At 58.7% G+C, this 25160-nt stretch carries 23 protein-coding genes and 1 pseudogene; 10 read left to right on the top strand and 14 right to left on the bottom strand.

Annotated features, from left to right (window positions below):
* Positions 1-20: 20 nt before the first annotated feature.
* Positions 21-449, bottom strand: coding sequence for an Lrp/AsnC family transcriptional regulator (locus G6N80_RS01670; RefSeq protein ID WP_062556931.1), 429 nt, complete (start codon positions 447-449; stop codon positions 21-23).
* Between the two features lie 130 nt (positions 450-579).
* Here G6N80_RS01670 and G6N80_RS01665 point away from each other — a divergent pair, with 130 nt between their 5' ends.
* A complete protein-coding gene (locus G6N80_RS01665) occupies positions 580-1683 on the top strand; it encodes a saccharopine dehydrogenase family protein (RefSeq protein WP_165130822.1) in 1104 nt (367 codons plus the stop codon).
* A gap of 127 nt (positions 1684-1810) precedes the next feature.
* Here the strand turns inward: G6N80_RS01665 and G6N80_RS01660 are convergent.
* The 3 genes and pseudogenes from G6N80_RS01660 to G6N80_RS01650 all read right to left on the bottom strand — a co-directional run bounded on the left by G6N80_RS01660 (position 1811) and on the right by G6N80_RS01650 (position 6463).
* A pseudogene (locus G6N80_RS01660) lies at positions 1811-2385 on the bottom strand (DUF1349 domain-containing protein).
* 84 nt (positions 2386-2469) lie between these two features.
* Positions 2470-4875, bottom strand: a complete 2406-nt coding sequence (locus G6N80_RS01655) for a YbcC family protein (protein ID WP_165130820.1) — start codon at positions 4873-4875, stop codon at positions 2470-2472.
* Between the two features lie 4 nt (positions 4876-4879).
* Positions 4880-6463: a proton-conducting transporter transmembrane domain-containing protein gene (locus G6N80_RS01650; RefSeq protein ID WP_165130818.1), complete on the bottom strand. Its 1584-nt coding sequence runs from the start codon at positions 6461-6463 to the stop codon at positions 4880-4882.
* Positions 6464-6587: 124 nt separating this feature from the next.
* Between G6N80_RS01650 and G6N80_RS01645 the strand changes: the two genes are divergently transcribed.
* Positions 6588-7463, top strand: a complete 876-nt coding sequence (locus G6N80_RS01645; protein WP_062556932.1) for a LysR family transcriptional regulator — start codon at positions 6588-6590, stop codon at positions 7461-7463.
* A gap of 131 nt (positions 7464-7594) precedes the next feature.
* Here the strand turns inward: G6N80_RS01645 and G6N80_RS01640 are convergent, their stop codons facing one another.
* The 10 genes from G6N80_RS01640 to G6N80_RS01595 all read right to left on the bottom strand — a co-directional run bounded on the left by G6N80_RS01640 (position 7595) and on the right by G6N80_RS01595 (position 17490).
* Positions 7595-8854: an MFS transporter gene (locus tag G6N80_RS01640; protein ID WP_062556824.1), complete on the bottom strand. Its 1260-nt coding sequence runs from the start codon at positions 8852-8854 to the stop codon at positions 7595-7597.
* Between the two features lie 78 nt (positions 8855-8932).
* Complete coding sequence (locus G6N80_RS01635) at positions 8933-9709, bottom strand: alpha/beta fold hydrolase (RefSeq protein ID WP_165130816.1); 777 nt, start codon at positions 9707-9709, stop codon at positions 8933-8935.
* Between the two features lie 3 nt (positions 9710-9712).
* Positions 9713-10837: an FAD-dependent monooxygenase gene (locus G6N80_RS01630; protein WP_165130814.1), complete on the bottom strand. Its 1125-nt coding sequence runs from the start codon at positions 10835-10837 to the stop codon at positions 9713-9715.
* Positions 10830-11684, bottom strand: a complete 855-nt coding sequence (locus G6N80_RS01625; RefSeq protein ID WP_062556827.1) for a DODA-type extradiol aromatic ring-opening family dioxygenase — start codon at positions 11682-11684, stop codon at positions 10830-10832. The genes G6N80_RS01630 and G6N80_RS01625 overlap by 8 nt, the downstream gene beginning before the upstream one ends.
* Positions 11672-11983 (bottom strand): subunit of meta cleavage enzyme, encoded by a 312-nt coding sequence (locus G6N80_RS01620; protein ID WP_062556828.1) that lies wholly within the window; start codon positions 11981-11983, stop codon positions 11672-11674. Before G6N80_RS01620 ends, G6N80_RS01625 begins: the two co-directional genes overlap by 13 nt.
* Positions 11984-11999: 16 nt before the next feature.
* A complete protein-coding gene (locus tag G6N80_RS01615) occupies positions 12000-13142 on the bottom strand; it encodes an alpha/beta hydrolase family protein (RefSeq protein ID WP_165130812.1) in 1143 nt (380 codons plus the stop codon).
* A gap of 35 nt (positions 13143-13177) precedes the next feature.
* Positions 13178-14032: a beta-keto acid cleavage family enzyme gene (locus tag G6N80_RS01610; RefSeq protein ID WP_165130810.1), complete on the bottom strand. Its 855-nt coding sequence runs from the start codon at positions 14030-14032 to the stop codon at positions 13178-13180.
* A gap of 380 nt (positions 14033-14412) precedes the next feature.
* Positions 14413-15069: a TetR/AcrR family transcriptional regulator gene (locus G6N80_RS01605; RefSeq protein WP_062556830.1), complete on the bottom strand. Its 657-nt coding sequence runs from the start codon at positions 15067-15069 to the stop codon at positions 14413-14415.
* Positions 15070-15312: 243 nt separating this feature from the next.
* The gene (locus G6N80_RS01600) at positions 15313-16212 is read right to left on the bottom strand and encodes a SphA family protein (protein WP_165130808.1); all 900 of its coding nucleotides are present in this window, start codon (positions 16210-16212) and stop codon (positions 15313-15315) included.
* Positions 16213-16563: 351 nt separating this feature from the next.
* Entirely contained in the window at positions 16564-17490 is a 927-nt protein-coding gene (locus tag G6N80_RS01595) for a LysR substrate-binding domain-containing protein (RefSeq protein ID WP_165130806.1), read from the bottom strand.
* 184 nt (positions 17491-17674) lie between these two features.
* On the opposite strand from G6N80_RS01595, the gene G6N80_RS01590 reads away from it, so the two are divergent.
* The 8 genes from G6N80_RS01590 (at position 17675) to G6N80_RS01555 (ending at position 25159) form a co-directional block, all read left to right on the top strand.
* Complete coding sequence (locus tag G6N80_RS01590; RefSeq protein ID WP_165130804.1) at positions 17675-18838, top strand: alpha/beta hydrolase family protein; 1164 nt, start codon at positions 17675-17677, stop codon at positions 18836-18838.
* Positions 18839-18893: 55 nt separating this feature from the next.
* Positions 18894-19841 carry a VOC family protein gene (locus G6N80_RS01585; protein ID WP_165130802.1) on the top strand — a complete coding sequence of 316 codons (948 nt, stop codon included), beginning with the start codon at positions 18894-18896 and terminating at the stop codon, positions 19839-19841.
* Between the two features lie 30 nt (positions 19842-19871).
* Positions 19872-20267: a Rieske (2Fe-2S) protein gene (locus G6N80_RS01580; protein WP_165130800.1), complete on the top strand. Its 396-nt coding sequence runs from the start codon at positions 19872-19874 to the stop codon at positions 20265-20267.
* Complete coding sequence (locus tag G6N80_RS01575) at positions 20264-21394, top strand: FAD-dependent oxidoreductase (RefSeq protein ID WP_165130798.1); 1131 nt, start codon at positions 20264-20266, stop codon at positions 21392-21394. The genes G6N80_RS01580 and G6N80_RS01575 overlap by 4 nt, the downstream gene beginning before the upstream one ends.
* Positions 21395-21477: 83 nt before the next feature.
* A complete protein-coding gene (locus G6N80_RS01570) occupies positions 21478-22623 on the top strand; it encodes an MFS transporter (RefSeq protein WP_062556837.1) in 1146 nt (381 codons plus the stop codon).
* Positions 22620-23201: a cupin domain-containing protein gene (locus tag G6N80_RS01565; RefSeq protein WP_165130796.1), complete on the top strand. Its 582-nt coding sequence runs from the start codon at positions 22620-22622 to the stop codon at positions 23199-23201. The genes G6N80_RS01570 and G6N80_RS01565 overlap by 4 nt, the downstream gene beginning before the upstream one ends.
* A gap of 63 nt (positions 23202-23264) precedes the next feature.
* On the top strand, positions 23265-24242 hold the full coding sequence (locus G6N80_RS01560) for a fumarylacetoacetate hydrolase family protein (RefSeq protein ID WP_165130794.1): 978 nt from the start codon (positions 23265-23267) through the stop codon (positions 24240-24242).
* Entirely contained in the window at positions 24242-25159 is a 918-nt protein-coding gene (locus G6N80_RS01555; protein WP_165130792.1) for an NAD-dependent epimerase/dehydratase family protein, read from the top strand. Before G6N80_RS01560 ends, G6N80_RS01555 begins: the two co-directional genes overlap by 1 nt.
* Position 25160 lies beyond the last annotated feature (1 nt).

The following is a 25160-nucleotide window of genomic DNA, read 5'->3' as shown; positions in this document are numbered from 1 at the left end:
ACAAGCTTGCTTTTCCGCGCCTACCGAGCAATTCGCGTTGAAAGTATGATTGAAGACAGCGTCCGCTCCACGCCGTCGATGGTCCCGATCTCGTCAATGGCTTGGTCCAGTTCGAGAATGGATGGCGCGGCGAGAAGCGCAATGAGATCAAAGCTGCCGCTGACGGAATGAAGAGTAGTCACCGGCTTCAACCTATCAAGCGCACGGACGACCTGTGACAGGGCCTTGGGCGCAATCGTAATCAGGATATGGGCGCGGATGAGCGAGGAGGCATACTGTTCTGACAGACGGATGCCGTAGCCCGCAATCACACCCTCACGTTCCAGCCGCTCTATCCTCGCCTGAACCGTAGTTCGCGACAAGCCGAGTTTCTTTGCCAAAGTCGCTACAGGGATACGGCTGTTTTCGCCGAGAAGTGCCAGAAGCTCGCGATCTTTTTCAGTCAGCATCGAAACATCATTATGATCAGATTGATCGGCGTTCTGCAGAATTTGATACCACATAATGCTCATAATCTAGCTATGAATCAACAGTCTCTCCTTGCACACTTCTAATGTTGAAATCTGAAGGGGACGCTCGGTGAAAAACATTATTGTTATTGGTGGCGGCAAGATCGGTGGGGCCATCGCGCTCATGCTGGCATCGACAGGAGACTATCAGGTCACGGTGGCCGATCGTAACGAACAGCAGCTGGCAAACCTGGACAAGCATCCTGCGATTGCCCCGATTAGGCTCGACATTTCGGACCGGGCGGAACTTATAGGAGCCCTTACCGGCAAGTTCGCTGTGCTCTCTGCCGCTCCTTTCAATCTCACGGGCTTGATCGCCGAGGCTGCCAAGGCGAGCGGCGTTCACTATCTCGACCTTACCGAAGACGTCGCCACGACAAAACGGGTGGAGCAACTGGCGCAAGACGCCGACGTCGCATTCATACCGCAATGCGGGCTCGCACCGGGTTTCATCTCCATCGTCGCAAATGACCTTGCGAAGAATTTCGACAGTCTGGAAAGCGTACGCATGCGCGTTGGCGCGCTGCCACAATATCCGTCGAATGCGCTCAACTACAATCTTACCTGGAGCACGGACGGGCTGATCAACGAATATATCGAGCCTTGCGAAGCGATCGTCGAGGGTAAATTCGTCATGGTTCCCGCCATGGAGGAGCGCGAAGAGTTTTCCCTGGATGGCGTGACTTACGAAGCCTTCAATACATCCGGAGGGCTCGGCACACTCGCCAAAAGCCTCGAGGGACGCGTACGTACCATGAACTACCGGACGATACGGTATCCGGGTCACCAGGCGATCATCAAGGCGCTGCTCAACGACCTCAACCTGAAAAATCGACGCGATGTTCTGAAGGATCTTTTCGAGAATGCGCTGCCTGCCACAATGCAGGATGTGGTGGTGATTTTCGTGACTGTGTGCGGCTGGAAGGACGGAAGATATCTGCAAGAGAGCTATGCCAACAAGGTGTATGCTGGCGTCGTGGCCGGAAAGAGAATGAGTGCAATCCAGATCACGACCGCCGCCGGCATCACGACCGTCCTGGATCTGCTGGCGAATGGCAGGCTTCCTCAGCGAGGCTTCGTGCGCCAGGAAGAAATTTCGCTCGAGGATGTGCTCAATAATCGCTTTGGCCGCGCCTACGAACCGAAGACCATGGATTTGAAAAAGGCGGTCTGAACAGTTGAGCGCAGGACTAGCGGAGGGGAACTGCCCCTCCGCTGGCTCGGTCAGGCCATGTAGGAACGCCTCTGCTTCAAAATAATCGCTTCGACAGAACATGAAGCAGGGCTGACTGCAATCCTAGTCAGGTCAGATCGTGGAGATCCTTGCCGAGCGGCGGGCCGACCCGGAACTCGGAAAAGCTCACGTCCAGCCCTTCCCGCTCCGGCGTGCACACATGGGGCCCACTGTGTATGAGCGAGCAAGGGGAAACGGGCACAGGCGCATCAACTGCCAGCGATGCCCATTATCCGACATCTGAAGCTTCAACACACCTGCATCAACGGTCACACGCAGATGTATGTCCGTGGCATCTCCGGCGTAGACCGCTGTCGACCAGTCCGACTGGTCGACAGTCAAGACGCTACCGATACACGCTGCTCCATCTGTCCATTCGATCCCGGCCTTGATCCAACGCGCTTCATCGATGCGGACCATGATTCCTGCCTGATCGTAGAGAGACTCGTAGCGAGCCTTCACGCGCAATGAGGCGGAAAAGCTGCCCTCGCATGTGGCCCCGAAAAAATGCCCACTGTCACGCGTGAAGCCATAGTGCGTCTGCCGCCAGAAATCACTTTTGCTGTCAGTCGTTACGTGAAGCGTTTCTCCGGTGAGAGACCACACTTTCGGCTCGTTGAGCCACGTGCATGTGGTAAACATCAAGTGAATCCTTTCCGACCATCGGGGCGAGTTTTGCAAGATGTATCAGCAGCGGCAAGCCCCTTGATCCTCCGAGAATTCATCTCAACCGACCAGCCGTCGCTGCGAATGGCTGTCAACCTGCACCGAATTCCAGATCCCATCTCTCTCATAGCGCCAGCCGAGTTGACCTTGGTCGTCAATCGCAAAGAGAGAAAGCCAACCATTGTCGAAAAGCGCACGAACCTGTGGATGGCGACGCAGGATGTCGGAAATCGCTTCCTTTGGCGCCTCGACGGCAACGGTCAGCCGCAGTGGTTCGTGCACAAAACCTTCGCCATCATGCACCGACTGCCAGGGAAGGCCAGCGCGCAGATTGCCGCCATTGCCCTCGACGACACCGATTCCGCCGACGACATTGTGCAACAGTTTGTTTCCGGCGCCAAACAGCGAGGGGGCGACCGACGAACCGAAATACTGGAGGCTGATCCAACTGGCCACGACGACCGGGGCCGTGAGGATAAGCTCAAGCACCTTGAAGCCTTCGTCCCTGCTCCAGACATAATCATGCAGGAAAGCCTGCCCCTCCAGCGACCGCCCAGCTGTACGCGCCCGGGGAGCGGCAATGAAGGCGCGGCACCCGGCCAGCCCGAGTTCAGGCCGAACTTCGGACCAGTCCTTTGCGCGTGCCATGACGTTTTCGGCTGTTGCCCGTGGAAGACGCCGCGCCCGCTCTGCCCGGGTCAGTTGGCCCGCTTGCCGCAGCCACTGCCGGATCCGTACCAGATCCTCGGCCCGGATATCGTGAGCCAGATCCTCCTCGAACAGCGTGATACTATCGGTCGTCGTATCGTGCAGTCCGCCGATGAAAACAGTGTCTGCCGGAACAGTGATACCCTTCTCGACAAGCTTCCGGCGAACCTCGGCGTCATTCAGGAGATCGGCAAGGAGGCGCGCATTGACATCCCCCGCATAGCCGCCGCAGGCGCCGCAATGCAGCGCGCTGGCATAGGGATTGTTGACCACATTGGCGCCGTGGCCCGAGATCAGAACATAACGCGCGAAACCCTCGGTCAGAGACATGGCCTTCAGCACCGTTTCGGCAAACACCGCCCGTGTATCAAGATCCAGACCCGCAGCAAAACGAGGCTTTGCCTTATCTGGCCCACGGCCTTTGCCAAAGCCCAGACCGTCGCGCAGGAGCTTGCCGGCATAGACAGGCCCCATGGCTTCGACAAAGGCGAAGGATGAGACGGCGGCAAGCTTGAACCGGCCCCATGCACGCACGGCGCGGGCACCAAACCGGGCTTGCCGATCGGCCTCCTCATCGTGATCGACCGCGCTGCAGGTGAAGACGGACGGCTTCAGCAGGACCGGCAAGCGGTGCTCGGACACATCAGACGCAAAACCCTTGTGACTTGCGCCAAGCCCGAAGAAGCCAGCAAAGCCCAGCGTGCGGATTGCGGGATCAATGCTCTCAAGCGAACGGCGGAAGACCTCCGAACGCACATCGATGCAGAAGGCCGCCTGAAGCATGGGCCGCAGCTCCACAACCTTAGCAGCAGACGGTGCGGCCAGCGTGGCAGAAAGCCGCCTTTGAGCGGCACGCTCCGCAGCAAGCTGCAGAATGCCATCGATCACGGTGTCCCGTTCGATCGAAATCGGCTCGGCATGAATGCGGCGGATCCGCTGCCATTGTCCTTCGATGGCCGCCTTGTGACGGGCATAAAGTGCCTCTTCAAAAACGAGCCGGATCGCCAGCAGTTCGAGCGCCGTCGTATCCGTGCGACCTTCCACCTCTGCCTTGAAGTGGATATGACGGGCGTATTGCGCCCAGCCGCCGAGGGTTAGCAATAATTGATGGAAATAGGTTCCCGGCTCAGCCCCAAGGCCGAGAGAGACGGCTGCCCGCTCGATCGCACCCTGCGGCGTTTCCGGCGTTTCATCGACATGGATGCTGAAGCCTTTCAAGCCAAGGATCTCCGGTGTCAGGTCATGGGTCGCAAAGGCGCGCCATGCGGCATAGAGACCATTGCGCCGCGACGCGGCCCAGAGCGCCTGTCCCTGATCGAAGAAACCGGCAGCAAAGGCGCCGATCCGCTCGCTCACCAAACCCGGCCAATCTTTCCCCGTTGCCTGTGCGGCAAGCTCGGCAATGGTGGGCAGCGATACAGCAGGTTGCGGCTCCGTTGTCAGCGCCAACTTGAGCGCCGACAGATCGAGCCCCTTGGCGGCAGCACTCGATTGCAGAGCCGCCATGAGATCTTCGTCCGTGATCTCTCCCTTGTTTATCTTTTCGGCATAATGGGCACGCGGCAGCGCAAGGCGCACGCCGCAAATGCGCGCCAGCCGCGCGGAGGTCTGCTCGAAGGTCTCACTGATCTGGCCGAGGAATGGATTGACGGCAACAGTCGCCGTCAGAGGCCAGGCCGGGGGGATGGCGCGGACAGCCTGATCTGCCGCCTTTGCAAGCGCTTCACCGTGGAGCGTATCAATTGTCGTCTCGGTCATCGGTTTATTCCTTGCTGGCAGCAGGCGTTGCGGAAACAGGGCGAGTAAGGGTCCAGCCGCCGAGCAGGCGATCGAAAATGGCATTCACATAGAGGCCGTTGGCAAGGTGGACACGCAGGCCCGCCGCTGCCGGATGATAGGCCCAGAGCGGAAACAGAGACTGGGCCACGGCCACAATGCCGAAGGTGACGACAGCGAGCAGCATCAGGGTCCACTCAAGCGGGCCGGGTTGGGGCGTTGCAGGCAGCGTGCCATGCATCATCTGGTCGGAGATGCGCTGTAGAGCGAAGTAGGCCGTGGCCGCTGACATGGAATACAGCGAGGTGCGCCAGGTGAGCGCCCAGGGGGCGGCATCCGCCAGCCCCTGTGCGATGAGATAGGCGACGCCGAAGATGAGGATTGCGCCGAGCGCCAGTGCCTGCGGTGGCTTGTCCGCAAAGCCGAAGAGCACGCCAATCACCGCATAGATGGCAAGCGCCAGCAGGAAGGCCCGGCCCACGGCCTTCGCACTCGGGATCGCGACCGGCCCCGGCCGACGGATGGAAGCAACCGTTTCCACCGCCGAGCCGGACCCCAGGAAAGCATGGGCCTTGTAAAGCGAATGGGCGACAATGTGCAGGAGGGCGATGGGGAAGAGTGCCAGACCACATTGCAGGATCATGAAGCCCATCTGTGCCACCGTCGACCAGGCGAGCGATGTCTTGACCGCCGACTGGGTGAGCATGACCAGACTGCCGAAGAGCGCGGTGAAGCCGCCGACCATGACCAGAACTGCCAGCACGATTGGCGCCTGCAGCATGACATCCGCAAACCGGATCAGCAGGAAGCCACCGGCGTTGACGACGCCCGCATGCAGGAGAGCGGAGACGGGCGTGGGCGTTTCCATCACTTCCGTCAGCCAGCCATGCGTGGGGAATTGGGCGGACTTCAACAGTGCCGCCACGGCAAGGAGTGCAGCGCCAGCTACGGTCAGTGGCAGGCCAGCGCCTTCCCGCGCGGCAGCAAGGATGGTAGCTATGTCACCTGTCCCGAAGGAAATGGCGAGCAGGATGACCGCGCCGACCAAAGCGACATCGCCGATGCGGGAAATGATGAACTTCTTGCGCGCGGCACGACGGGCCGCAATGCGGTCCGGATAGAATAGGAGAAGCTGGTGCAGCAGCAGGCTGGTTCCGACCCAGCCGAGCACCAGTTGCAAAAGCGTGCCGGACTGGACAAGCAGCAGGACTACTGCAAGCGTTGCCGTCATCCAACCGGTAAAGGGCCCTTGCCTTTCCTCGCCATCGAGAAAGGTGCCAGCATAGCGCAACACCACCCAGCCGATGAAGGAGACAAGCAGCAGCATGACGAGGCTGACGAGATCGAGCCTGCTTGCCAGCGCAACATAGCCGTAACCGATCGCCGGACTGGTGCCGGGACCATAAGCGTAAAGCGCGACGCCAGACAGGATCGCAACCAGGATGGCGGCGAGAGCGGCAAGCTCGGCCAAACGAATGGCGCGGCGTGGACGAAGGCCGGGCGACCGGAAGGCATACCAGGAGGCACCGGCCAGAAAGAGCGGTGCGAGAAGCGGCAGAGCATGGATCATGGCATTTCTCCGATCGTTGCCCCCTGTTTGGGAGGTCACAGGGGCGGCTCACAGAGGAGTTATCAGGCACGTGATCGCAATAAAAATACATTGTTTCTTCAAAAACGTTCTATAAAATAGAATGATGTCTGACCTGAACTATCATCACCTTCGCTATTTTCGTGCTGTCGCCCATGACGGCAACCTGACGCGCACAGCCGAGCGGCTGAACCTTTCCCAGTCGGCATTGTCAATTCAAATCAAGCAGTTGGAGGAAAGGCTCGGGCATGCGCTGTTCGAGCGGCGGGGGCGACAACTCTATCTCACAGAGGCAGGGCGCATCGCGCTTGACCGTGCCGACACCATTTTCGCGGCTGGCGAAGAACTGGTCGAGACGCTGAAAGAAACCGGCAGAAATCGCCGGGCCATCCGCATTGGCGCGTTGGCGACGCTCTCTCGCAACTTCCAGATCGAATTCCTTCGCCCGATTCTTGGACGTGCGGATGTCGATATGATCCTGCGTTCGGGAAGCACCGCAGAACTCTTGCGCGCACTGGAGACGCTGAACCTCGACATCGTACTTCTGAACCAGCCACCGATGGCCGATTCCGTCACGCCATTTATCGCGCAACACGTCTACCAGCAACGTATCGGCCTGATTGGCAAACCCTCCTACGGGCAACCGGGTGCAGGCCTGGCGGATCTGCTGGAAACACATCCCGTCATCCTGCCGACGCTGGAAAGCGGCGTCCGCGCACAGTTCGAAGCGCTTGTTGCGCGGCTTGGTATCACGCCGCAAATCGCCGCCGAAGTGGACGACATGGCAATGATGCGACTTCTGGCACGCGAGGGAGCAGGCCTTGCCGTACTGCCACCGATTGTCGTCAAGGGCGAGTTGGAGGCAGGCACGCTGGTGGAGTTCGATGCCTTGCCCGGAATGGTCGAATCCTTTTATGCCGTGACCATCAAGCGACGCTTCCCCAATCCACTGATCCAGCCTTTGCTCAGCATACCGATTTAAGCCTTGTCCGATCCGTTGTTTCTCGCACGGTGACAAGATCGAACATTAGAGCGGCGGGCGACGCCCACCGCTCCTTGCCTGGTTAGAGAAACACCTACAGAACTATGCCCCTGCCAATCGCAACCGGACGGTCAGGCGACAGCCTTTTCAGAGCCGACACGATCCTTGAGGACAACGAACAGGATGCCGCTGAGAACAAGGACAGCGGCGTAGACCGCAAGGCCTGGACCATAACTCTGGAACTGCGTGCGGCTCAGCGGCAGGAGTGTGGCACCCAGAGCGGCGCCAAGCTGGAATACCGCGAAGATGGTGCCGTAGACGCGCCCGAAGGAGGCAAGACCAAAACTACGCTTGATGATGTAGCTTAACACATCGAACTCGGCACCATAAACCATGCCAATCAGGATGGCGCAGAGATAGACGATCGCACCCGCGGGACCCATGGCGTAAAGCAGGCAGGCGGCCGCGCCACCAATGCAGACCACGCTCATTAGGCGTTTGGCGGAAACATAATCCAGAAGAACGCCAGTCAGGAAGCGGCCGATCAACACGGCAAGTCCGAAGACGGCCTGGACGAAGGCGGCCTGTTGGGGAGTTGCACCACCATCGATCAGCAGCGAGATCTGATTGGTGACAAGACCGGTGTTGACAAAACCGAGGAAGAAGAAGGCAAGTGTCAGAACAATAAAGGTTTGAGTTTTGATCAGGCTCTTGAAGTCCTCGTTGGAAGCGCTCGCAACGCCGCGCGCCGGACGGGTTTCAGGAGATTCGTATAGCAGCAGGGCATTGATCGGCAACACGACCAGCAAAACGATCACACCCAGGCTGACATAGGCCCATTGCACCGAGCCGTTCAGGATAATGTAAGTGAGAATGGGCGGCAGCATGGCGGCGCCAAGGCCGATACCGCCATTGGCAATCCCGATTGCGAGCCCCAGCCTCTTCTCGAACCATGTGGAGACGACGCGAAGATAGGATACAGGCCACAGCCCGATGGCCAACAGCGGCAGAAGGCCATACATGATGTAGAAGCTGCTGATATTGCTGCTCAGGAAATACATACCGCCCAGGCCCAACGCGAAGGCGAGGCAGGAGGATAGAACGATGGGTCGCGCCCCAAAGCGATCGATGAGATAACCCTGCAGGGGAGATACGACCATGATCATCAGTGAGACTATGGTCGCCGCAAAGAGAATGGAAGGCTTGGACCATCCAAAGGTCTTTGACAAAGGCTCGACAAACACCCCGAAGACGAAAAGCAGGAATGTGCTGGGCCCGAAGACAAGGCCCACGGTAGCAGCAAAGGTTGCACCAATCGCAGGACGGTTTGATGCGTCCAGAACACTAGGCGGCTTTTGGCCCGCCGCGGCAGCGACGATATTGTCGGTCATTTGTTTCCCTCCCGATGACCATGCATTCATCAATGTGCGGACCGGACAAGACGCCAGTCCGCGGTGAAAGTCTGCGGCTCAGCCTCCCTCGACCGAACCCCGCAAGATCGCATTCACTGCATCTGCCCGCTCAAAAAGGGGGATATGCGCAGCACCCTCGATGATCTCAAAACGCGCACCGACAATGGCGTCGGCCAAGGCTCGTGCAGCTTGCGGCGGCGTCGCCTCGTCAAGGTCTCCGACCGCGACGGTGACCGGCATGATGAGGCTTGCGGCGCAGGCACGACAATCGGCCAGCGCCAGTGCGTCACAACCGGCGGCATAGCCTTCGGATGGGGTTCGAGCGAGCATCATGGCGAGGCCTCGTCCCTCCTCGCTGCGCCTGCCCTGCGGCGTGGTCCAGCGTGAGAGAACCGCCTCCTCGATGGCGGCAAGTCCCTCGGCTCGAACCTTGGCAGCGCGATCTTTCCACATTTGGGGAGCGAGGCTGACAATGTTGGAATCCAGCAAAGTCAGGGTCCGCACCTCTTCCCGCAATGTTGCTGCCACTCGTTGCGCCACGAGCCCGCCGATCGATATTCCCGCCAGATCGAACCGGTTGACGCCGATCGCGGCAAGAATGGCAACCACGTCCTCCGCCAGAGCCTCGACAGTCACAGGTGTCCGTGAAACCTCGCTCAGCCCGTGCCCCCTGAAATCGGGACAAATAACGAAATGCGACTTGCTGAAGGCCCTGATCTGGCGCTCCCAGACCGCGTGACAGGTTCCAAGCGAATGCAGGAGCACCAGCGCTGGATGGTTTTCTGAACCATAGAGGGCAACGTGCTGGCAATGACCATCAATATCGAGGAACATGGCTCAGAACTCCTCGCTAAGCGCGGCGAGCGCCTTTTCCACAATGGCGGTCTGTGCCTGCGGTGCTGCCCGCTCTCGCTCCAGCCGGCTGATTTCAAGAGAGGAGTCCACCACCAGCTTGCAGCGGTCGTAGCGTCGACGCATGAAGTTCTCTAGCGCTGTCGGCACATGGTCGTGCCGTGCGATTTCCTCCCCGAGGACAAGCCCATCTTCGATGCCCATGCCGGCACCGGATGCCAGCTGCGGTGTGGTGGCATGGGCCGCATCACCGATGAGTACGGCGTTGCCGAAAACCCAGCTTTCACCGGCCAACACTGTTTCCAGCGGACGGCAGATAATGTTGGAGGTCCGCGTCAACCCCTCCGCAATCTCCTGCAGCACACCGCCATAGTCTTGCATAAGTTCACGCAGAACCTCATGCAGGTTCTCCTCTTCGCGCCAGACCGGCTGCGCCTGGGCTTCCAGGTAGAACATGTACATCTGGTCCGGTGCGACCGGATTGAGCCCAACCTTCGCGGGGCCACCGAGAAAAAACGTCCGGCGCTTGATATCGGGATGGCGCGGCATCATGAGACGCCAACACATCTGGCCCGCGTAACGGGGAACCGGTGCGTCTTGGAACATCTGCTGCCGGGTACGCGAATAGATGCCATCGGCTCCGACGACGAGATCGTATGTCGCAGAGGCACCATTGCTGAAGCGCACAGTAGCAAGGTCGCCATGCCATTCTATCGCGTCCACGGTGACCCCCAGCATGACCGTGGGGGTCAGAGCCAGCAGGCGTTCCGACATGATCTTATGCAGGACCGGGCGCAGGATCCCACCGGCACTCGGTATCGCGCCAAGCGCCTTGCTACGGGTATCCAGTTGGAACAGAAGCCTGCCCTCTGCCGAACAGATGTCTATCCCGTCTGCCGCATAGCCCTGCTCGAGCACGGCGTTCAGGATGCCAAGCCGTCCCATCGCCCGCAGAGTAGGACCGGTAATCGTGATGCCCGCTCCGTAGACCCGCCAGTGCGGATCCTGATCGCAGAGGTGAACCTCCAGGCCGGCTTCGCGCAGGGCGATTGCAGCCGACATGCCCGCGATGCCGCCGCCGATGATGAGAGCCTTGCGACGATCAGCCATGACCGCCCGCCGATGCTGCCAGTTCGCTTTGGCCGAAATGACCGATACCGATACCCGTGTACCAATCATTGACCGCACGGTAGTAAGCGCGGCGGAATGGCAAGCCATTCGCGGCTCCCATTGCCGCCATCCACATACGGATTTCTTCAGCGCCATTTCCGGCCGTATGCACCTGCTCGGTAGCAAAGTTCACCACCGCATCCGGATCGCCTGCTTCCAGGAGCAGTAGCAGGTTTTCATCAAACTCCCGATTGACCATCCCCATACGAGGCGTTGCGATATCGTGGCTGATGCCGCCGGTGGCGAGGATTGCAACGCGCTCCACCCCGTCGTAACGGCGGATGGCATCGCCCAAGAACTTGCCGAACTGGTAGCAACGTCTCATGGTCGGCATCGGGGGCTGCACGCAGTTGAACAAGATTGGCACGATGGGCAAATCCGGATCGAGCCCTGCAAGCTCCAGCGGAGTCAGGGAACCGTGATCGAGCACCATTTCCATGGAAAAGCTCGGATCGAAATCAGCCTTGAGAGCTTCCTGGAGCAGATAGGCGCCGAAGGCCTGATTGCCGGCAAAGACGCGACGCTTCGCCTTCAGCCAATGCTCGATCGGGCTTTCATAGCTTTCGCCAACCCCGATGCAGAGGGCCGGGAAATTATCGAGAAAGAAGTTATGCAGGTGGTCGTTGGATAGCACCACCAGGGCATCCGGCTTTCCCGCCTCGAAATCGCGACCCATGGCCTCATAGGCACCGAATATTTCCGTCCGCAACTCGGCTGGAATCCGGTCCGGAAAGTTCAGCATCACAGGAGTATGACTTGCGGTGTAAATGCCCGTCAGTTCAGCCATTTGTCGTCTCCTTCTTTCATCAGGCTGCGAAGTGCCGCAAGCGATACGTCTTCGGGAATGCGCACGCCGATGCAGTGCGCGCGCAGCAGATATGGATTGACGCCTGCCTCATAGAGGCCAGCAACGTCGTTGCCGCTGATCTTCGCGGCCATGTCAGGGCTGAGGTTGAAGCGCGCCAGATAGGCAGCCTTGTCCTGATTGTAGGCCGCGAGATCATCAGGCTTGTGATGAAGTTCGTAGAGAACCTTATCGAGCAGATAGGCCTCGGTCGTCGGCATCATCAGCCGCCAGTTGCTCATGGGGTGTTCCTCCTCCTCAGGTCAGATGGTTGCGAACCCACGAAACGATCGTGGGGACGGTATGCGGGCCAAAGCCCATGTGTCCGCCGGGGAAAAGCCGGACGGACTTCGGGCTGCCGTGTTCGAGAAGCAAGTGGATATCGGCAATGGGGCACTGCTTGTCTTCCTTGCCATTGACCAGCAAAAGCGGCGCACAAGGCTTCGACAGCAGCTCTTGGTCGAGAAGCGACAGAGCCCGAAAACCCTCGACGTATTCGGCGTCGTTCTTCGCGCCCAGCATACGGCTGCGGGTTTCCACCAGTTCCATCAGATAGCTGTCTGGATAGCGGGAGGCCTCCACCCATTCCGGCTGAAACATGTAATGGACGCCACCGCCCCAGTTGACGGCGCAGCGCAACTGCTCCGGAATAAGATGGGCCAGCTTCGTTGCCCAATGCCCCCCGAAAGAGCGACCGATAAGGCCGATACGGTTGCCATCGAGGTCAGCGCTCGCTCGCACCCATTCGATGACCGGCAAGAACTGGATTTCGCCGTTCCGCCGAGCTTTCAACGGCGATTGACCGGTGCCGACATTGTCCATGGCGATCGTCGCGATGCGTTGGGCGACCAGTGCGTTGGAGAGTTCCGTCATCTCCTCCTTCCAGGCATCGACGCCGCCCCACATGATCAGGACCGGCGGCTTTTCCACACCCTCAGGTTTGCGAAGATAGAAGCGGATCTCGTTGGAAAGCGCGTTTTCCGCCTCGAACGGCACTACGACCGGCACGATTGGCGGCTCGGCAAGCGCGCCGAACTTCTCATAGGCCGCGAGTTCCAGGCGATAGGCCTCTTCCTTGGCGGGATGGTTCGGACAAGGAAAACGGCCCAGGAAAAAGAAACCGTAGGCCTGATAATAAGCGTCACGGGCCGCGGCCGTGTTTCCTTCCGCCATCTGCGTTTCGGCCTTCTCGAGAAAGCGATTGGCAGTACCGATCCAGGCGCTTGCCCAGCTGTCGCCGTCCAGACCACGCAGCGACTCAATGGTGTCGAGAGTCGCCTGCGGATCGGTCAATCCCAAGGGATGGATACGTTTGGCGAGACGATCGCGCATCCACTCCTTGGCGTTTTCCAATGATCGTGGTCCGGCAAGTTCTCCACCGGCCTGCACTGTGATCGGCATCGACAATTCTCCATTCGTTTCGGTTTTCGCCACCATCACCAGATCGCTTCCAAGGCGGCGCGCTGGCTTTCGGCCGTTTCGAGAGTGCGTCCAAGATGTTGCAACGCTCCCGCAACCGGGCGAAGCAAGTCCGCATTTTCAGCTGCGACCGTGCCATCTGGCAGGTGAAAGTTGTTCTCGAAGCCGACGCGGACGTGACCGCCCAGCAGCGCCGCCGCAACTGCGCAGGCCGCCTCGTCGCGACCGAAAGCGCAGACTGTCCAGTGCGCAAAGGGAGACTGCCGCGCCACTGCCATGAATTGGCGCAGATCTCCGGGTGCAGATTGCTGACCGGCCGTATAACGTCCGAGCACGAAGAGGACCGGGATATCAGACGCTGGAATAAGTCCCCTCTGGCGCATCCCCTGCAATCGAACCACATCGGTTGCATCGTACAAAATGATCTGCGGAAACACGCGCTCGCGTCGCATCCATTCCAGAAGCGATGCAAATCCGATCTCATGCGCCGCATCCGGGGCGATCTCCCGCAGAGCAATCGAACACGCCTCCGGCCGGAGGGTACGAATGAGATCGATCTGGTCGACCGGCTGATACAAACCGAGGGATTCCGTCGTGATCTGGGTGATGAGCCGATCGCCTACCCGCGTCCGTACCGCATCCAGCGCAGCCCTGTAGCGTTGCACGTCAAGACAATGCCGGCCCGCCTCGTTGCGCACATGAAGGTGGATCATGCTGGCTCCCGCGAGCAGGCAGGCCTGGGCACAGTCTGCAAGCTCCATCGGCGTGATGGGGAGCGCAGCATGATCTACTTTCATGTGCCGGCCACCGTTTGGCGCCACGGCGAGCGCAACGCCTCGCCGGCCATTGGCCGTCGTTAAAGTCTCGGTCATCGAATAGTCCTCCCGATGTCCGCGCAATGGAATTCACGGACGAAACCGGCCTCACATCCGGTTGCTCAGAAACTGACCTCCATCAGCAAATTGAGCATGATCAAAAATTACATAGAGTCTGCCTCCTGTCAATTTGATCATGCTCAATTTTTTGCGTGCTGTCTTAAATTCCGTCTGCAGGGAAATGCAGGCGATGGGCAGCAGCAAATTAGTGCTCTTGTGGCAGACTGCCGCCTAAGGCGTCGCATCAGGAGACTGCCCGGACAGGTAACGTCCGGCAGAGCCTTTTCTGGTAGTGGCTAATATGCAGGCAGGCGCGGAGCGTCAGCACGCTTGGGGGAGACGCGCAGGTGTGACGATGCGGAAGATTCAGCCCTGGATCACACCGGACCGAGCGCATCCGCGTTGATCACCAAGGCAATGGGTGCAGGAGAGAGCCCGTTCAGGACGACCTCGATCTGACGCCTCAACCTGTCCCCTCCACTATCGAGGTCCAGTTCCGCCTCAGAAAGCCAGATACGGAGGTCCACCTGGTAAATGGCGAAAATGACCTGGGCGATGATGTCCGCCGGCTCGGATGATGAAATGACTTTCGCTCTAAGGGCATCTTCTATCAGTTCGAACAGCAGATGACGCAGACTTTGCCTCGTCCTGTTGAACCGTTCTGCCTGCTTGCCGGATTGATAGAAGTACATCTCACGCAACGCCGCTCGCGACAATACCGGGTTCTCGGCGAAATAGTGATAGTGCCGCCTCAAGATTATCAGGAGATTGGTCAGCAGAGAGTTGTCAACGCTGATCCGGGCGCGAGAATCTTCGATGCATCGCTCGAGTCCATCGTTGACGATGAGAAACAGCAAGTCTCTCTTGGTCTCGGCATAGACGAATACGGTGCCCATGCCGACGCCAGCACGTGCCGCAATCTCGCGCGTTGTGGTATCGTCGAAGCCTTTGGACAGGAAGAGGTCGAAAGCGGCATTCTTGATGCGCAGCAGCTTGTCTTCCTTGTTTTTCTCCCGCAAGCTTTGACGCTTCATTGTCACTCTCGATTCCAGTCTCTGGCGGGGTTACCGCCTGACCAGTATGCGATCGTGCGCCGGATGATCAAGAGGGCGGGCAAAAAAGCGAGGGAGACACAGCCCGCCATCCCCAGCAGCTGAATCTTGAAAATTGCCAAGCTGGTTCGTCCCAGCGCAGGATGCGAGGACCATACGGTTGTCTTGAGATCAGCTCAAGACGGATGCAGGCCCGGACAACGTCAACCGGGCCTGTCAAGAAAATCAGAACTTGGTCGCGAAGTTCAGCCAGATCGTATCACCCTGCGATCTGTTCTCCGCCACGATGTCATGCTGCCAGGATGCACTGATCTGCATTGCAGGATTGAACGTGTAGGTAATGGACGGGCCGATGGCAAAGCCCTTGCCTCTGTGACCGTCAGCGGCCGCACGAGGCCCCTTGTCGTCCGTCAACTGCTGCAGGTAGTAGCCGACAGCGCCAACCCGCCACTTATCGAAGTTCCAGCCAATCGCATAGTCCCAGACAAATTCGGTACCCGTCCGGTAATCCGTGCTTTCATTCTCAGTATTGAAAATGAGGCGAGCCGTCGTTCCAATTTCAAGACCCTGAGGATCGAGATAGTGATAGCCGATCGTTGGTTGGAACGACCAGTGGTTCAAACCGACGTTCGCGAGGTTCGAAGAGCTGTAGGGGCCTGTCGGCATGGCAACGTCGAGACCGACCAGGAAAGTATTGGCACGATCGAGATGCCAGGCAACACCGACCGTCGCGGTCATATCCGCAAGCGTGAAGGTCTTGTCACGACCGAACGGCAGCGTCAGATCGAGGCGAACCAGCGGAACGACCAACTGCCCCCAGACGTCACCACCGGCAATCTTGAGATCGCTGATGTAGAGAAAACGCATCGTCTCAGCGAGCGAATTGACCTTGAACTTGATCGGCACCTCGTTTCCATTGGAATCGTTTGTCCGGTCGGATGCGTAGTAACTGGTCTGGGACAGGAAATAGAGCCCCGGGAAGGGAGGAATACCACCGGCGTAAAACTGGGGCGAACCCGGTGCATACTGCGTATTACCATTCTCCGCCGCCTTCACCGCGCCGACCGCCGAACTCGACATCAGGGCAGCAAGGGCGAGGCATTTGAAGATATGTCTTTTGCTCATTCCATTCCTCCTCAACAAAACAATGGATGATCACGCCACGTAACTGCGTCGACAGTGGTAGACGCACTGACCATTCCGGCCACGAAAACGAAAAAGCGCATGATTGAACGCCGCAGCGCATAGCATTGCGCGCACGGCTCCAAGTCCTGTCATGACTTGCAAATCATGTTACCTTCACAGTTGCCACAAGCAACGATTCCGGCATCACTAAATTACGTCCCCGATACACATACAATTGAGAATCAGTACGTGCTCATCCCTCTACCTTGCCTATTTAATTTGGTATAAATTGTAAAATCCACATTTGTAATGCTTGGTATTTTTTGGATGAATACATTAATACTCTAATTTTCACCCTGTTCCATTTGCTCTTGCAGTCATGGCCTGTACTGCGGAATGCAGTTGTTCCCGCAACCAGACAAGAGCGGGATCGCGGGTTCGGTAACTGTGCCACTGCAAGGACTGTTGCAGTTTTGGGAGAGCGACAGGCGACGGCACGATCCTCACATCACCCATTGATGCGAACGCCTCACCCAGACGCCGTTGCACGATCGCAAATCGGCTGGAGCCAGCAACAAGCAGTGGAATCGACGCAAAGGAATAGGTGGATACCTCGACCCGGATCTTGATGCCGGCCTGCGTGCAGACGCGCTGCGCAAAGCTCTCGCCTCCGTTCGGCGGCTGCATCACCACCTGCCCCTGGCTCTGAAAAATCTCTTCCGTCAGATCAGCGGTGGCAAATGGACCATTGGTTGCGACCAGACACACAAGATCATCCTCGAGCAAAACCTCCGACGGATGGTTGGTCGAACAGAAAAGCGTCGGAGCGATCAGCAGGTCAGCCTCCCCCCGTTCGAGCAGCACATGAGGATAATTCTGCTGCGGCTTGAACTGAAACTGCATGAACGGCGCTGATCGGGATGCCAGTCTCAGGAATTCCGGCATGATGGTGCTGAGAGAATAATCCGAAACGATCAGGCTCATGATGCGCGTAGATTCACCCGCGACAAAGGATGGGGTGGAGACGACTGCAGCCTCTATCCTGACGATGATATCCCGCAACGGTTCCGCAAGCGACGTCGCCAATGGCGACAGTTCCATCGTGCGACCGACCTGTATCAACAACGGATCATCGAAGTAATCCCGAAGTCGTCCGAGAGCATTGCTCATGGCTGATTGGGTGATGAACATCTCTTCGGCAGCCCGGCTCACATTCCGGACCTGTATCAGCGTATCGAGTGCAACAAGCAGGTTTAGATCGAGATTCTTGAATCGCATGACGCCCTCCCAGACATTCACAACGTAAATACAAATCATTCAGAGAAGCAATTTTGTAAACAGTTTATTTTTCGCTACATCTCGGGCCGGGAGGATAAGTGGTCGCTGCGCTGCCGTGTGCATCGCGGCTCGACTGCCCTCCTGCAGATGGGTGCGCCGCACTTCGCGCTTTCGAGGAGATGATATGTTCAAGTACTTTCCGACCAATTACGTGTGGAACCTTTCGGTCAATCTTTCGATCGAGATGGGTGCCCGTATGGGAGAGATCGAAGAAATGTGCGCGCCGCTGCAGGAAGCAGCAAAGGCGCCTGATGCAGCCGGCACACAGGCCTTTCGCGAGACCTGGATCAAGATGGCCGACAAGCTCGTTTCCCTTGCGGAGGAGGACGAGGCACGCGGGCGATTGATCTCGGCCGGTGACAAGCTCATCCGCGCATCCAACTACATGCTGACCGCCGAACGACTTCTTGCCCATGGGACGGAGGGCCGTCTCGCCCTTTACCAGCGTTTCCTTGCCGCTTTCGAGAAGGGGCTCAAGCTGTCCGGGTCCACCTGTCGGCGCGTGGAAATTCCCTACGAAGGCAAGCATCTTTCAGCCCTCTATGTGCCTGCTGAAGGTGTGGAGGGGCCGCAGCCGCTGCTTGTCCAGGTCAACGGCCTCGACAGTACAAAGGAGATGAAACTCCTTGTGGGTCTTCCGGCCTGGCTGGCCAAGCGTGGCATTGCCTCTCTGATCGTGGATCAGCCGGGCACGGGCGAGGCCCTGCGTCTGCATGACATGACAGCGCGTTTCGACAGCGAACACTGGGCAAGCCGCGTGGTAGACTGGTTGGAGACCCGACCGGAAGTGGATGCCAAACGTATCGGCATGGAAGGCGTTTCCCTTGGCGGTTACTACTGCCCGCGCGCCGTGGCTTTCGAGCCCCGCTTCGCCTGTGGCGTCGTCTGGGGTGCCAACCACGACTGGCGAGATGTCCAGAAGAAGCGCCTTGCTCGCGAAGGCAATTTTCCTGTTCCGCATTACTGGAGCCACGTGATGTGGGTCTGGGGCGCAAAGGACATCGATGATTTCATGGCGATTGCCGAAAACGTGCACCTGCACGGGATTCTCGACCGGATCCGGGTGCCTTTCCTCGTCACCCATGGCGAAAAGGACAGCCAGATCCCGCTTCAGTGGGCGCACGCAACCTATGATCAGCTGGTCAACAGCCCAAAGCGCGAGTTGAAGATCTTCGATGAGCGGACCGGTGGCGTCCAGCATTCCAGCTTCGATAACTCAGCCAATGCCGGGGCCTACATCGCCGACTGGGTCGCGGAAGTCCTTGGCGGTTCCACGACCGCCGGCTGAGCATCTGCAACATCTACAGGGCGGACTTCAGGTCCGCCAACGGGGAGTGAGAAGAATGAATATTGTGGGTCCTGATTATCTGGTCTTTGGAGTCGACGACGTTGCAGCTGCCACCGAATTTCTGACGGCATGGGGATTGAAGCCGGTCGATGTGACCGAAAAGGGCGGGCTTTTTGAAACACTTGATGGCACCGGCGTCATTGTTCGGCATAAGTCCGACCCGTCATTGCCACCACCACTTCCGACGTCCAACATGCTGCGCCAGCAGGTCTATGGCGTAAAGTCTACCGAAGATCTCGACGCCATCGAGGCAGAGCTTGGGAAGGATCGGCGCGTTACCCGACTGTCGAATGGATCTATCGAAGTAAAGGATGATCACGGCTTCGAGCTCAAGTTTCAGGTTACGGTCCGCCGCGAACTAGACATGCCTGCAGAGAAGATCAACGCACCCGGTGCGCCTGCGCAGCGCGGACCGAATGAACTGGGCGTCTGGGAAGAAATGCCGGCTCTCCCACGCACGCTAAGCCACGTCGTGTTGTTTGTACCGGATATTGAAATCGCTGAGAAATTCTACTGCGAGCGCCTGGGTTTCGTCGTGACGGACATTCTCACCGGCGCTGGCCCCTTCCTTCGACCAAAGGCAAATGATGACCATCACACACTCTTCTTCATCCGGACACCGGACTATATGAAGGGTTGCGAGCATCTCGCCTTCCACATGGGCGGTCCCACCGAGCTCATGGTGGCCGGTACGCGCTTCATGAAGAAGGGTTTCCAAAGCTTCTGGGGTCCGGGGCGTCACAAGTTCGGATCGAACTGGTTCTGGTACTTCAACAGTCCGCTGGGCTGTCATTTCGAATACGACGCCGACATGGACAAGCACGACGATACCTGGGTTGCGCGCGAAGCCCAGAACGGAGCGGAGGCATCGCAGATCGTCCTGTTCGAATATCGTGAGAAATGGGCACCGGGCGGTGGCCCTCCTCCCGGTGCCAAGCTCTGAGCGGCACGAGAGGACAACGCGGGTATTTCCATGCCGATTGCCACGATCCAATCACAGGACACGCCCGAAGGCCTGCATCTTTGCAATTCAGCAGAGGTGCAGGAGGGGGAGGCAAAGGGCTTTGGTCCTTTGACGGGCTTCAGACGCAAGATCATCGTCGTGAGACGAAACGGAACCCTGCATGCCTGGCTCGACGCTTGCCCGCATTATTCCACCGGGACACCGATGGCCTGGAAAATCGACGCATACCTGAATGGCGAGCGCACCCATCTCACCTGCCATTCCCACAACGCATTGTTCGAGATGGACACGGGAGAATGCATTCTGGGCCCATGTCTGGGACAGAGGCTGACACGCATTGAAATCGCGGTGGACCAGGCCGGTGACGTTTTCGTCATCCCGCCACGCGAAGGAGGAGAAACATGAATTCCGGAATCAAGAAGATACTGGTCATCGGCGGCGGTTTCGCCGGAATGACAGCCGCGCTGCAGCTGTCCCGTCACGGCTTTGAGGTCGATCTGGCCGAGATTGACGCTGGATGGCGTTCCTACGGCGCAGGCATCAGCCTTCACGGCTCCACCCTGCGTGTCCTTAAGGATCTTGGCCTGATCGAACGCTTCCTGGAGGAAGGCTATGCCAGCGATGGCCTCGCCATTCGGGGAGCCGATGATAGCGTTATCATGCGCATTCCGACCCCTCGCGTGGCCGGTGCGGATATTCCAGGCAGTGGCGGCATCATGCGTCCTGCGCTTGCCGGTATCCTTTCCGCAGCGGTCCGTTCATCATCGGTCAATGTCAGGCTCGGGGTAACCTTCACCGAGTTCAACCAGGATGACGATGGCGTTCAGGTCACTTTCAACGATGGGTCTGTGGGTCGCTACGATCTGGTAATCGGAGCAGACGGTCTGTACTCGGCAGTCCGCGCGAGACTCTTTGAAAATGCCCCGAAGCCGCGCTTCATCGGTCAATCCGTATGGCGCGCCGTTCTGCCGAAGCCGCCTGAGATCGATACGGTAACCATGTGGATGGGCCCGAAACTCAAGGTCGGCCTTAACGGGGTCAACAGGGAGCAAGTCTATCTGTTCCTGACGGAAGACCGGGAAACAAACGATTTCGTGGCACCGGAGACCTTCGTGGAAACGCTGCGCGCGCTTCTGGAGCGGTTCCCATCGCCCCTCATTCGTAACATTGCAGCAGAACTTTCTTCGGAAAATCACATCATTTATCGGCCACTGGAGCAGATGCTGCTGCCGCGTCCATGGTCGAAAGGTCGCGTCGTGCTGATCGGTGACGCCGTTCACGCGACCACTCCGCACCTCGCAGCCGGCGCCTGTATCGGCATCGAGGACGCGATGGTGCTGGCGCAAGAATTGGGGCGCCACAACAATGCATTGTCTGCCCTGGAAGCCTTCGAAGCCCGCCGTTGGGAACGGTGTCGCATGGTAGTCGAAAATTCCGGCCGCCTCGCGGACATCGAGGTGAAGGGCGGCAGCCGTGAAGAGCATGCATCCATCATGCAAGTGTCGATGAAAACACTCGCAGAAGCAATTTGAGACAAATTTTACGCCGGTGCCGCGGCTGAGGAGACCGCGCGCCCAAGCCCCCCGGCGGATCATCATTGACTGGAGGAGTCATAATGTCAGGACAAAAATTCGGCGTTGCTGGAGCCACGGCACTCGTCATTGGCCACTGCGCAGGGATGCTTGATCTCGTTGCGCTGCCGGTTTGGGTCGGAGCGCTTGTCGAGCGCTTCGGTTTCAGCCCGCAGCAGTCAGGTACCCTCGCGACACTCTTCCTGCTGGGTGCCGTTGCTGCCAGCATGTTCACGGCAGCGCGCTTCAACGGTCTGAACCAGAAGGTGTTGACGGTGGGCGGATTTGCTGTAACGGCAGCCATCTTCCTCTATGCGTCCACCCAAACCTCATTCTCCACGCTGGCAATTGCGCACCTTGCAGCAGGCGTTTCCGTTGGGACCGCACTGTCCATGGTGCACGGCGTCATGGGACAGAGTGTTAATCCTCACCGCTTGTTTGCCATTGCCGGCATGGCACTTGGCCTGTTTGCAATCATCCTTCTCGCAGCAGTGCCGCAACTGCTCATCCTACGCGGCGGACCGGTGCTGTTTCAGGTCTTCAGTGGCATCATGGCGGTCGCGGCAGTGGTAGCGGCGCTGTTCTTCCGGAACCCCACGAGCATTACCGAGCACGAGAAGAAGCCGTTCAATCGCGTCATCTGGCTGACGATCCTCGGTATCAGTATCATGACGTTCAATCAGGCCATGGTGTTTTCCTTCGTGGAAGTCATCGGCAAATCTCGTGGCTTTGAGGCGGCACATGTCCTTGGCGTACTGATTGCGCTTGGGTTCGTGAACTTCCTGTTCCCCGCACCGCTGGCGACATTCCTGCAGAACCGTGTGTCGGCACCGTTGGTGACGCAGATCGGTCCCGCGGTACAGGCTGTACTGGCTATCCTCGTCACCTCGGCGACAGCATTCCAGATCTGGGCACCAGCCGCAGCCGTTTTCGTTGCCGTGCAGATTTTCACGCATACCTTCGTCTTCGGCCTTCTGTCTCAGTTGGACCCGACGGGACGCGCGGCGGCGGCAACGCCTGCGATGCTGATGATTGGTGCCGCACTCGGTCCGATCGTCGGAGGTGTTCTGGGTGAAAACCTTGGCTTCGGTGCCCTGGGTGTTGCTGCGGTGCTCGTGGCGGCAAGTTCCATCACCTGCTTCACGCTTGCCCGGTCAGCAGGCGCAGCATTGAAGGTAAAGACGGCATGAGTGCATTCCCTTCGATCACCAGGATCGTCACCGGACATGCACCGGACGGCCGCTCGGTCATCTGGGAACAGGGCTCCCTGCCGACCGTAGTCGAGATTGCAGCCATCCCCGGCACGCTGTTTCATGAAGTCTGGGCCACGTCAGGGGCGCCTGCCCCGGTCGACAATGGTCCGGATCCAAGCCTTGGACCGCTGTCACTGCCACCACCGCCTGGTGGAACCCGGATTCGCTTTGTCGATATTCCTCCGGATACGGAAGAGTTTCTGAGAAACGGGGCCTCCCGGATGGAAGACGCTTTCGACCAGATTGGCGACAAGGCAGCGTCCACCGTCAAGGGCGATTCACCGCATCCCCTGATGCACCGGACGGAATCGATCGACTACGGCATCGTTATCGAGGGTGAAATGACCCTTGTTCTCGATGAGGGTGAAGTGCTGCTGAAGCCGGGTTCAGTCGTTGTCCAGCGAGGCACCAATCATGCCTGGGCCAACCGTTCGGGCAAGCCTTGCCGCATGCTCTTCGTCCTTGTCGCTGGTTCATACGACCCGGAGCTGGCCGCGAAACTGGCAATTCGATGAAGCCGGTATGCCCGACTTGAAATCCTTCAAACCTTCAGCCGCTACAGCAGGATCTCGTTCGACATGAAGCTTGCGACATACCATGACGGAACACGCGACGGTCAACTTTGGGTCGTTTCGCGTGATCTCAATCGGGCCGTTCCGGCGACGGCCATCGCCGGTACCATGATTGATGCGATTGAAACGTGGGATGCTGTGCACCCAGCGCTACAGGCTTTGTCCGATCGCCTGAACGCGGGACAGGAACCGTTCGCAACGCCATTCGACGCCGGGCGTTGCCTTGCACCCTTGCCGCGTGCGCCGCAATGGCTCGATGCGTCAGCCTTCCTGAACCATGGGCGGTTGATGGACAAGGCCTTCGACAATCCTCACAATCCCGATTTTGAAAAAATTCCCCTGATCTACCAAGGCGCCAGCGACGATCTGCGCGGTCCGCTCGGACCCATGCATTTCCCGGATGACGGGCTGGGCATCGACATGGAAGGGGAGTTCGGCGTCATTCTGTCGGATGTACCCATGGGAACACAGGCAGATGCGGCGCTTCAACACGTGCGGCTCCTTGTACAGATCAACGACTGGTCGCTCAGAGCGCTTGGTCCGCGGGAAATGCGTGCTGGCTTTGGCTTCCTTCAGGCAAAACCATCCACAGCCTTCGCGCCAGTGGCGATCACGCCGGACGAACTGGGGGACTATTGGTCCGATGGACGAATTCACCTCAGACTGGATGTCGAAATAAACGAGCGGAACGTCGGACGAGCAATCGGAAGCGAGATGCACTTTTCATTCGGCCAACTGATTGCGCACTGCGCACGCACACGGCGGCTGTCTGCCGGTACCATTCTGGGTTCCGGCACGGTTTCGAACGCGGATCGCGAAGCGGGTTCCTCCTGTATTTCGGAAATCAGGGTGATAGAGCTCCTTGATGAAGGTGCGTCACGAACGCCCTTCCTGACCTGGGGTGACCGGATACGCATGGAAGCTCGCATGCCGGATGGCTCGGCACCCTTCGGCATAATTGACCAGACCGTGGCAAAAGGCTGATGCGTATTCTCGTGACAGGCGCCGACGGCTTTCTGGGGCGCGGACTGGTCAACGCGCTGGCGGCGAGAAACAATCGTGCGGACAAGATCACGCTGACTGACCTCGGGCGATCCGAAACCTGTCCAGATTTCATGGATTTCAAGCCTGGAGATCTCGGAGATCCATCGTTTCTGGATGAACTCACTCAATCCGGCTTCGATCTGGTTTTTCATCTCGCAAGCATTCCCGGAAGCCGGGCCGAGCAGGATCAGGCACTCGGCCATCGCGTCAATCTGATGGCGCCCCTGTCTTTGGCAGACAGGCTGGCGGCGGGGAACGCTGGCACCCGATTTGTGTTTGCGTCTTCCATCGCGGTCTATGGAGATCTTGCGTCCCGCACCGTCAATCCCGATACCCCATGTCATCCGCAGCTGACCTACGGCGCACACAAGCTGATGACAGAGATCATGCTGTCGGACATGACGAGACGCGGCGCACTGTCCACCATAAGCATCCGTTTTCCCGGGATTGTAGCCCGACCGCAGTCGGAGAGCGGGCATGGCTCTGCCTTCATGAGCCAGCTTTTCCACAGGATCCGGGCCAACGAGCCTTTCGAATGCCCGGTGCCAGCAGAGAGCACCTGCTGGTGGATGTCGAGAGACGCGGCAGTCGGTACTCTTCTGCACGCCGCAGGACTGGCGGCCACCGAGGGATGCATCATCCAGCCGCCTGCCCTCAGGGCGACTGTCGCAGAGGTTGTCGAGGCCGCAATGCGCGTCGCTGGCCGCCGGCCACTCGTTTCCTACGGCAGGAATGATGCTCTCCAGCGGATTTTCGGCAGTATGCCTCATCTTGATGCGAGCCAGGCATTCTCACGCGGCTTTCGCGCCGATGCCAACGTAGACACGCTGGCGCAGGCCGCATTTTCAGGAGTTTGAT

Origin of the sequence: Rhizobium rhizoryzae (assembly GCF_011046895.1) — a bacterium.
GTDB classification, from domain to species: Bacteria; Pseudomonadota; Alphaproteobacteria; order Rhizobiales; family Rhizobiaceae; genus Neorhizobium; species Neorhizobium rhizoryzae.
Note: the sequence above shows the minus strand (reverse complement) of the source record. Positions and strands in the feature narration are given on the sequence as shown.

Bases quoted from the DNA above. Each gene is read 5' to 3' on its own strand.
- G6N80_RS01670 (WP_062556931.1), bottom strand. From the start codon at position 449: ATGCTGACTGAAAAAGATCGCGAGCTTCTGGCACTTCTCGGCGAAAAC.
- G6N80_RS01655 (WP_165130820.1), bottom strand. From the start codon at position 4,875: ATGACCGAGACGACAATTGATACGCTCCACGGTGAAGCGCTTGCAAAG.
- G6N80_RS01650 (WP_165130818.1), bottom strand. From the start codon at position 6,463: ATGATCCATGCTCTGCCGCTTCTCGCACCGCTCTTTCTGGCCGGTGCC.
- G6N80_RS01645 (WP_062556932.1), top strand. From the start codon at position 6,588: ATGTCTGACCTGAACTATCATCACCTTCGCTATTTTCGTGCTGTCGCC.
- G6N80_RS01640 (WP_062556824.1), bottom strand. From the start codon at position 8,854: ATGACCGACAATATCGTCGCTGCCGCGGCGGGCCAAAAGCCGCCTAGT.
- G6N80_RS01635 (WP_165130816.1), bottom strand. From the start codon at position 9,709: ATGTTCCTCGATATTGATGGTCATTGCCAGCACGTTGCCCTCTATGGT.
- G6N80_RS01630 (WP_165130814.1), bottom strand. From the start codon at position 10,837: ATGGCTGATCGTCGCAAGGCTCTCATCATCGGCGGCGGCATCGCGGGC.
- G6N80_RS01625 (WP_062556827.1), bottom strand. From the start codon at position 11,684: ATGGCTGAACTGACGGGCATTTACACCGCAAGTCATACTCCTGTGATG.
- G6N80_RS01620 (WP_062556828.1), bottom strand. From the start codon at position 11,983: ATGAGCAACTGGCGGCTGATGATGCCGACGACCGAGGCCTATCTGCTC.
- G6N80_RS01615 (WP_165130812.1), bottom strand. From the start codon at position 13,142: ATGCCGATCACAGTGCAGGCCGGTGGAGAACTTGCCGGACCACGATCA.
- G6N80_RS01610 (WP_165130810.1), bottom strand. From the start codon at position 14,032: ATGACCGAGACTTTAACGACGGCCAATGGCCGGCGAGGCGTTGCGCTC.
- G6N80_RS01605 (WP_062556830.1), bottom strand. From the start codon at position 15,069: ATGAAGCGTCAAAGCTTGCGGGAGAAAAACAAGGAAGACAAGCTGCTG.
- G6N80_RS01600 (WP_165130808.1), bottom strand. From the start codon at position 16,212: ATGAGCAAAAGACATATCTTCAAATGCCTCGCCCTTGCTGCCCTGATG.
- G6N80_RS01595 (WP_165130806.1), bottom strand. From the start codon at position 17,490: ATGCGATTCAAGAATCTCGATCTAAACCTGCTTGTTGCACTCGATACG.
- G6N80_RS01590 (WP_165130804.1), top strand. From the start codon at position 17,675: ATGTTCAAGTACTTTCCGACCAATTACGTGTGGAACCTTTCGGTCAAT.
- G6N80_RS01585 (WP_165130802.1), top strand. From the start codon at position 18,894: ATGAATATTGTGGGTCCTGATTATCTGGTCTTTGGAGTCGACGACGTT.
- G6N80_RS01580 (WP_165130800.1), top strand. From the start codon at position 19,872: ATGCCGATTGCCACGATCCAATCACAGGACACGCCCGAAGGCCTGCAT.
- G6N80_RS01575 (WP_165130798.1), top strand. From the start codon at position 20,264: ATGAATTCCGGAATCAAGAAGATACTGGTCATCGGCGGCGGTTTCGCC.
- G6N80_RS01570 (WP_062556837.1), top strand. From the start codon at position 21,478: ATGTCAGGACAAAAATTCGGCGTTGCTGGAGCCACGGCACTCGTCATT.
- G6N80_RS01565 (WP_165130796.1), top strand. From the start codon at position 22,620: ATGAGTGCATTCCCTTCGATCACCAGGATCGTCACCGGACATGCACCG.
- G6N80_RS01560 (WP_165130794.1), top strand. From the start codon at position 23,265: ATGAAGCTTGCGACATACCATGACGGAACACGCGACGGTCAACTTTGG.
- G6N80_RS01555 (WP_165130792.1), top strand. From the start codon at position 24,242: ATGCGTATTCTCGTGACAGGCGCCGACGGCTTTCTGGGGCGCGGACTG.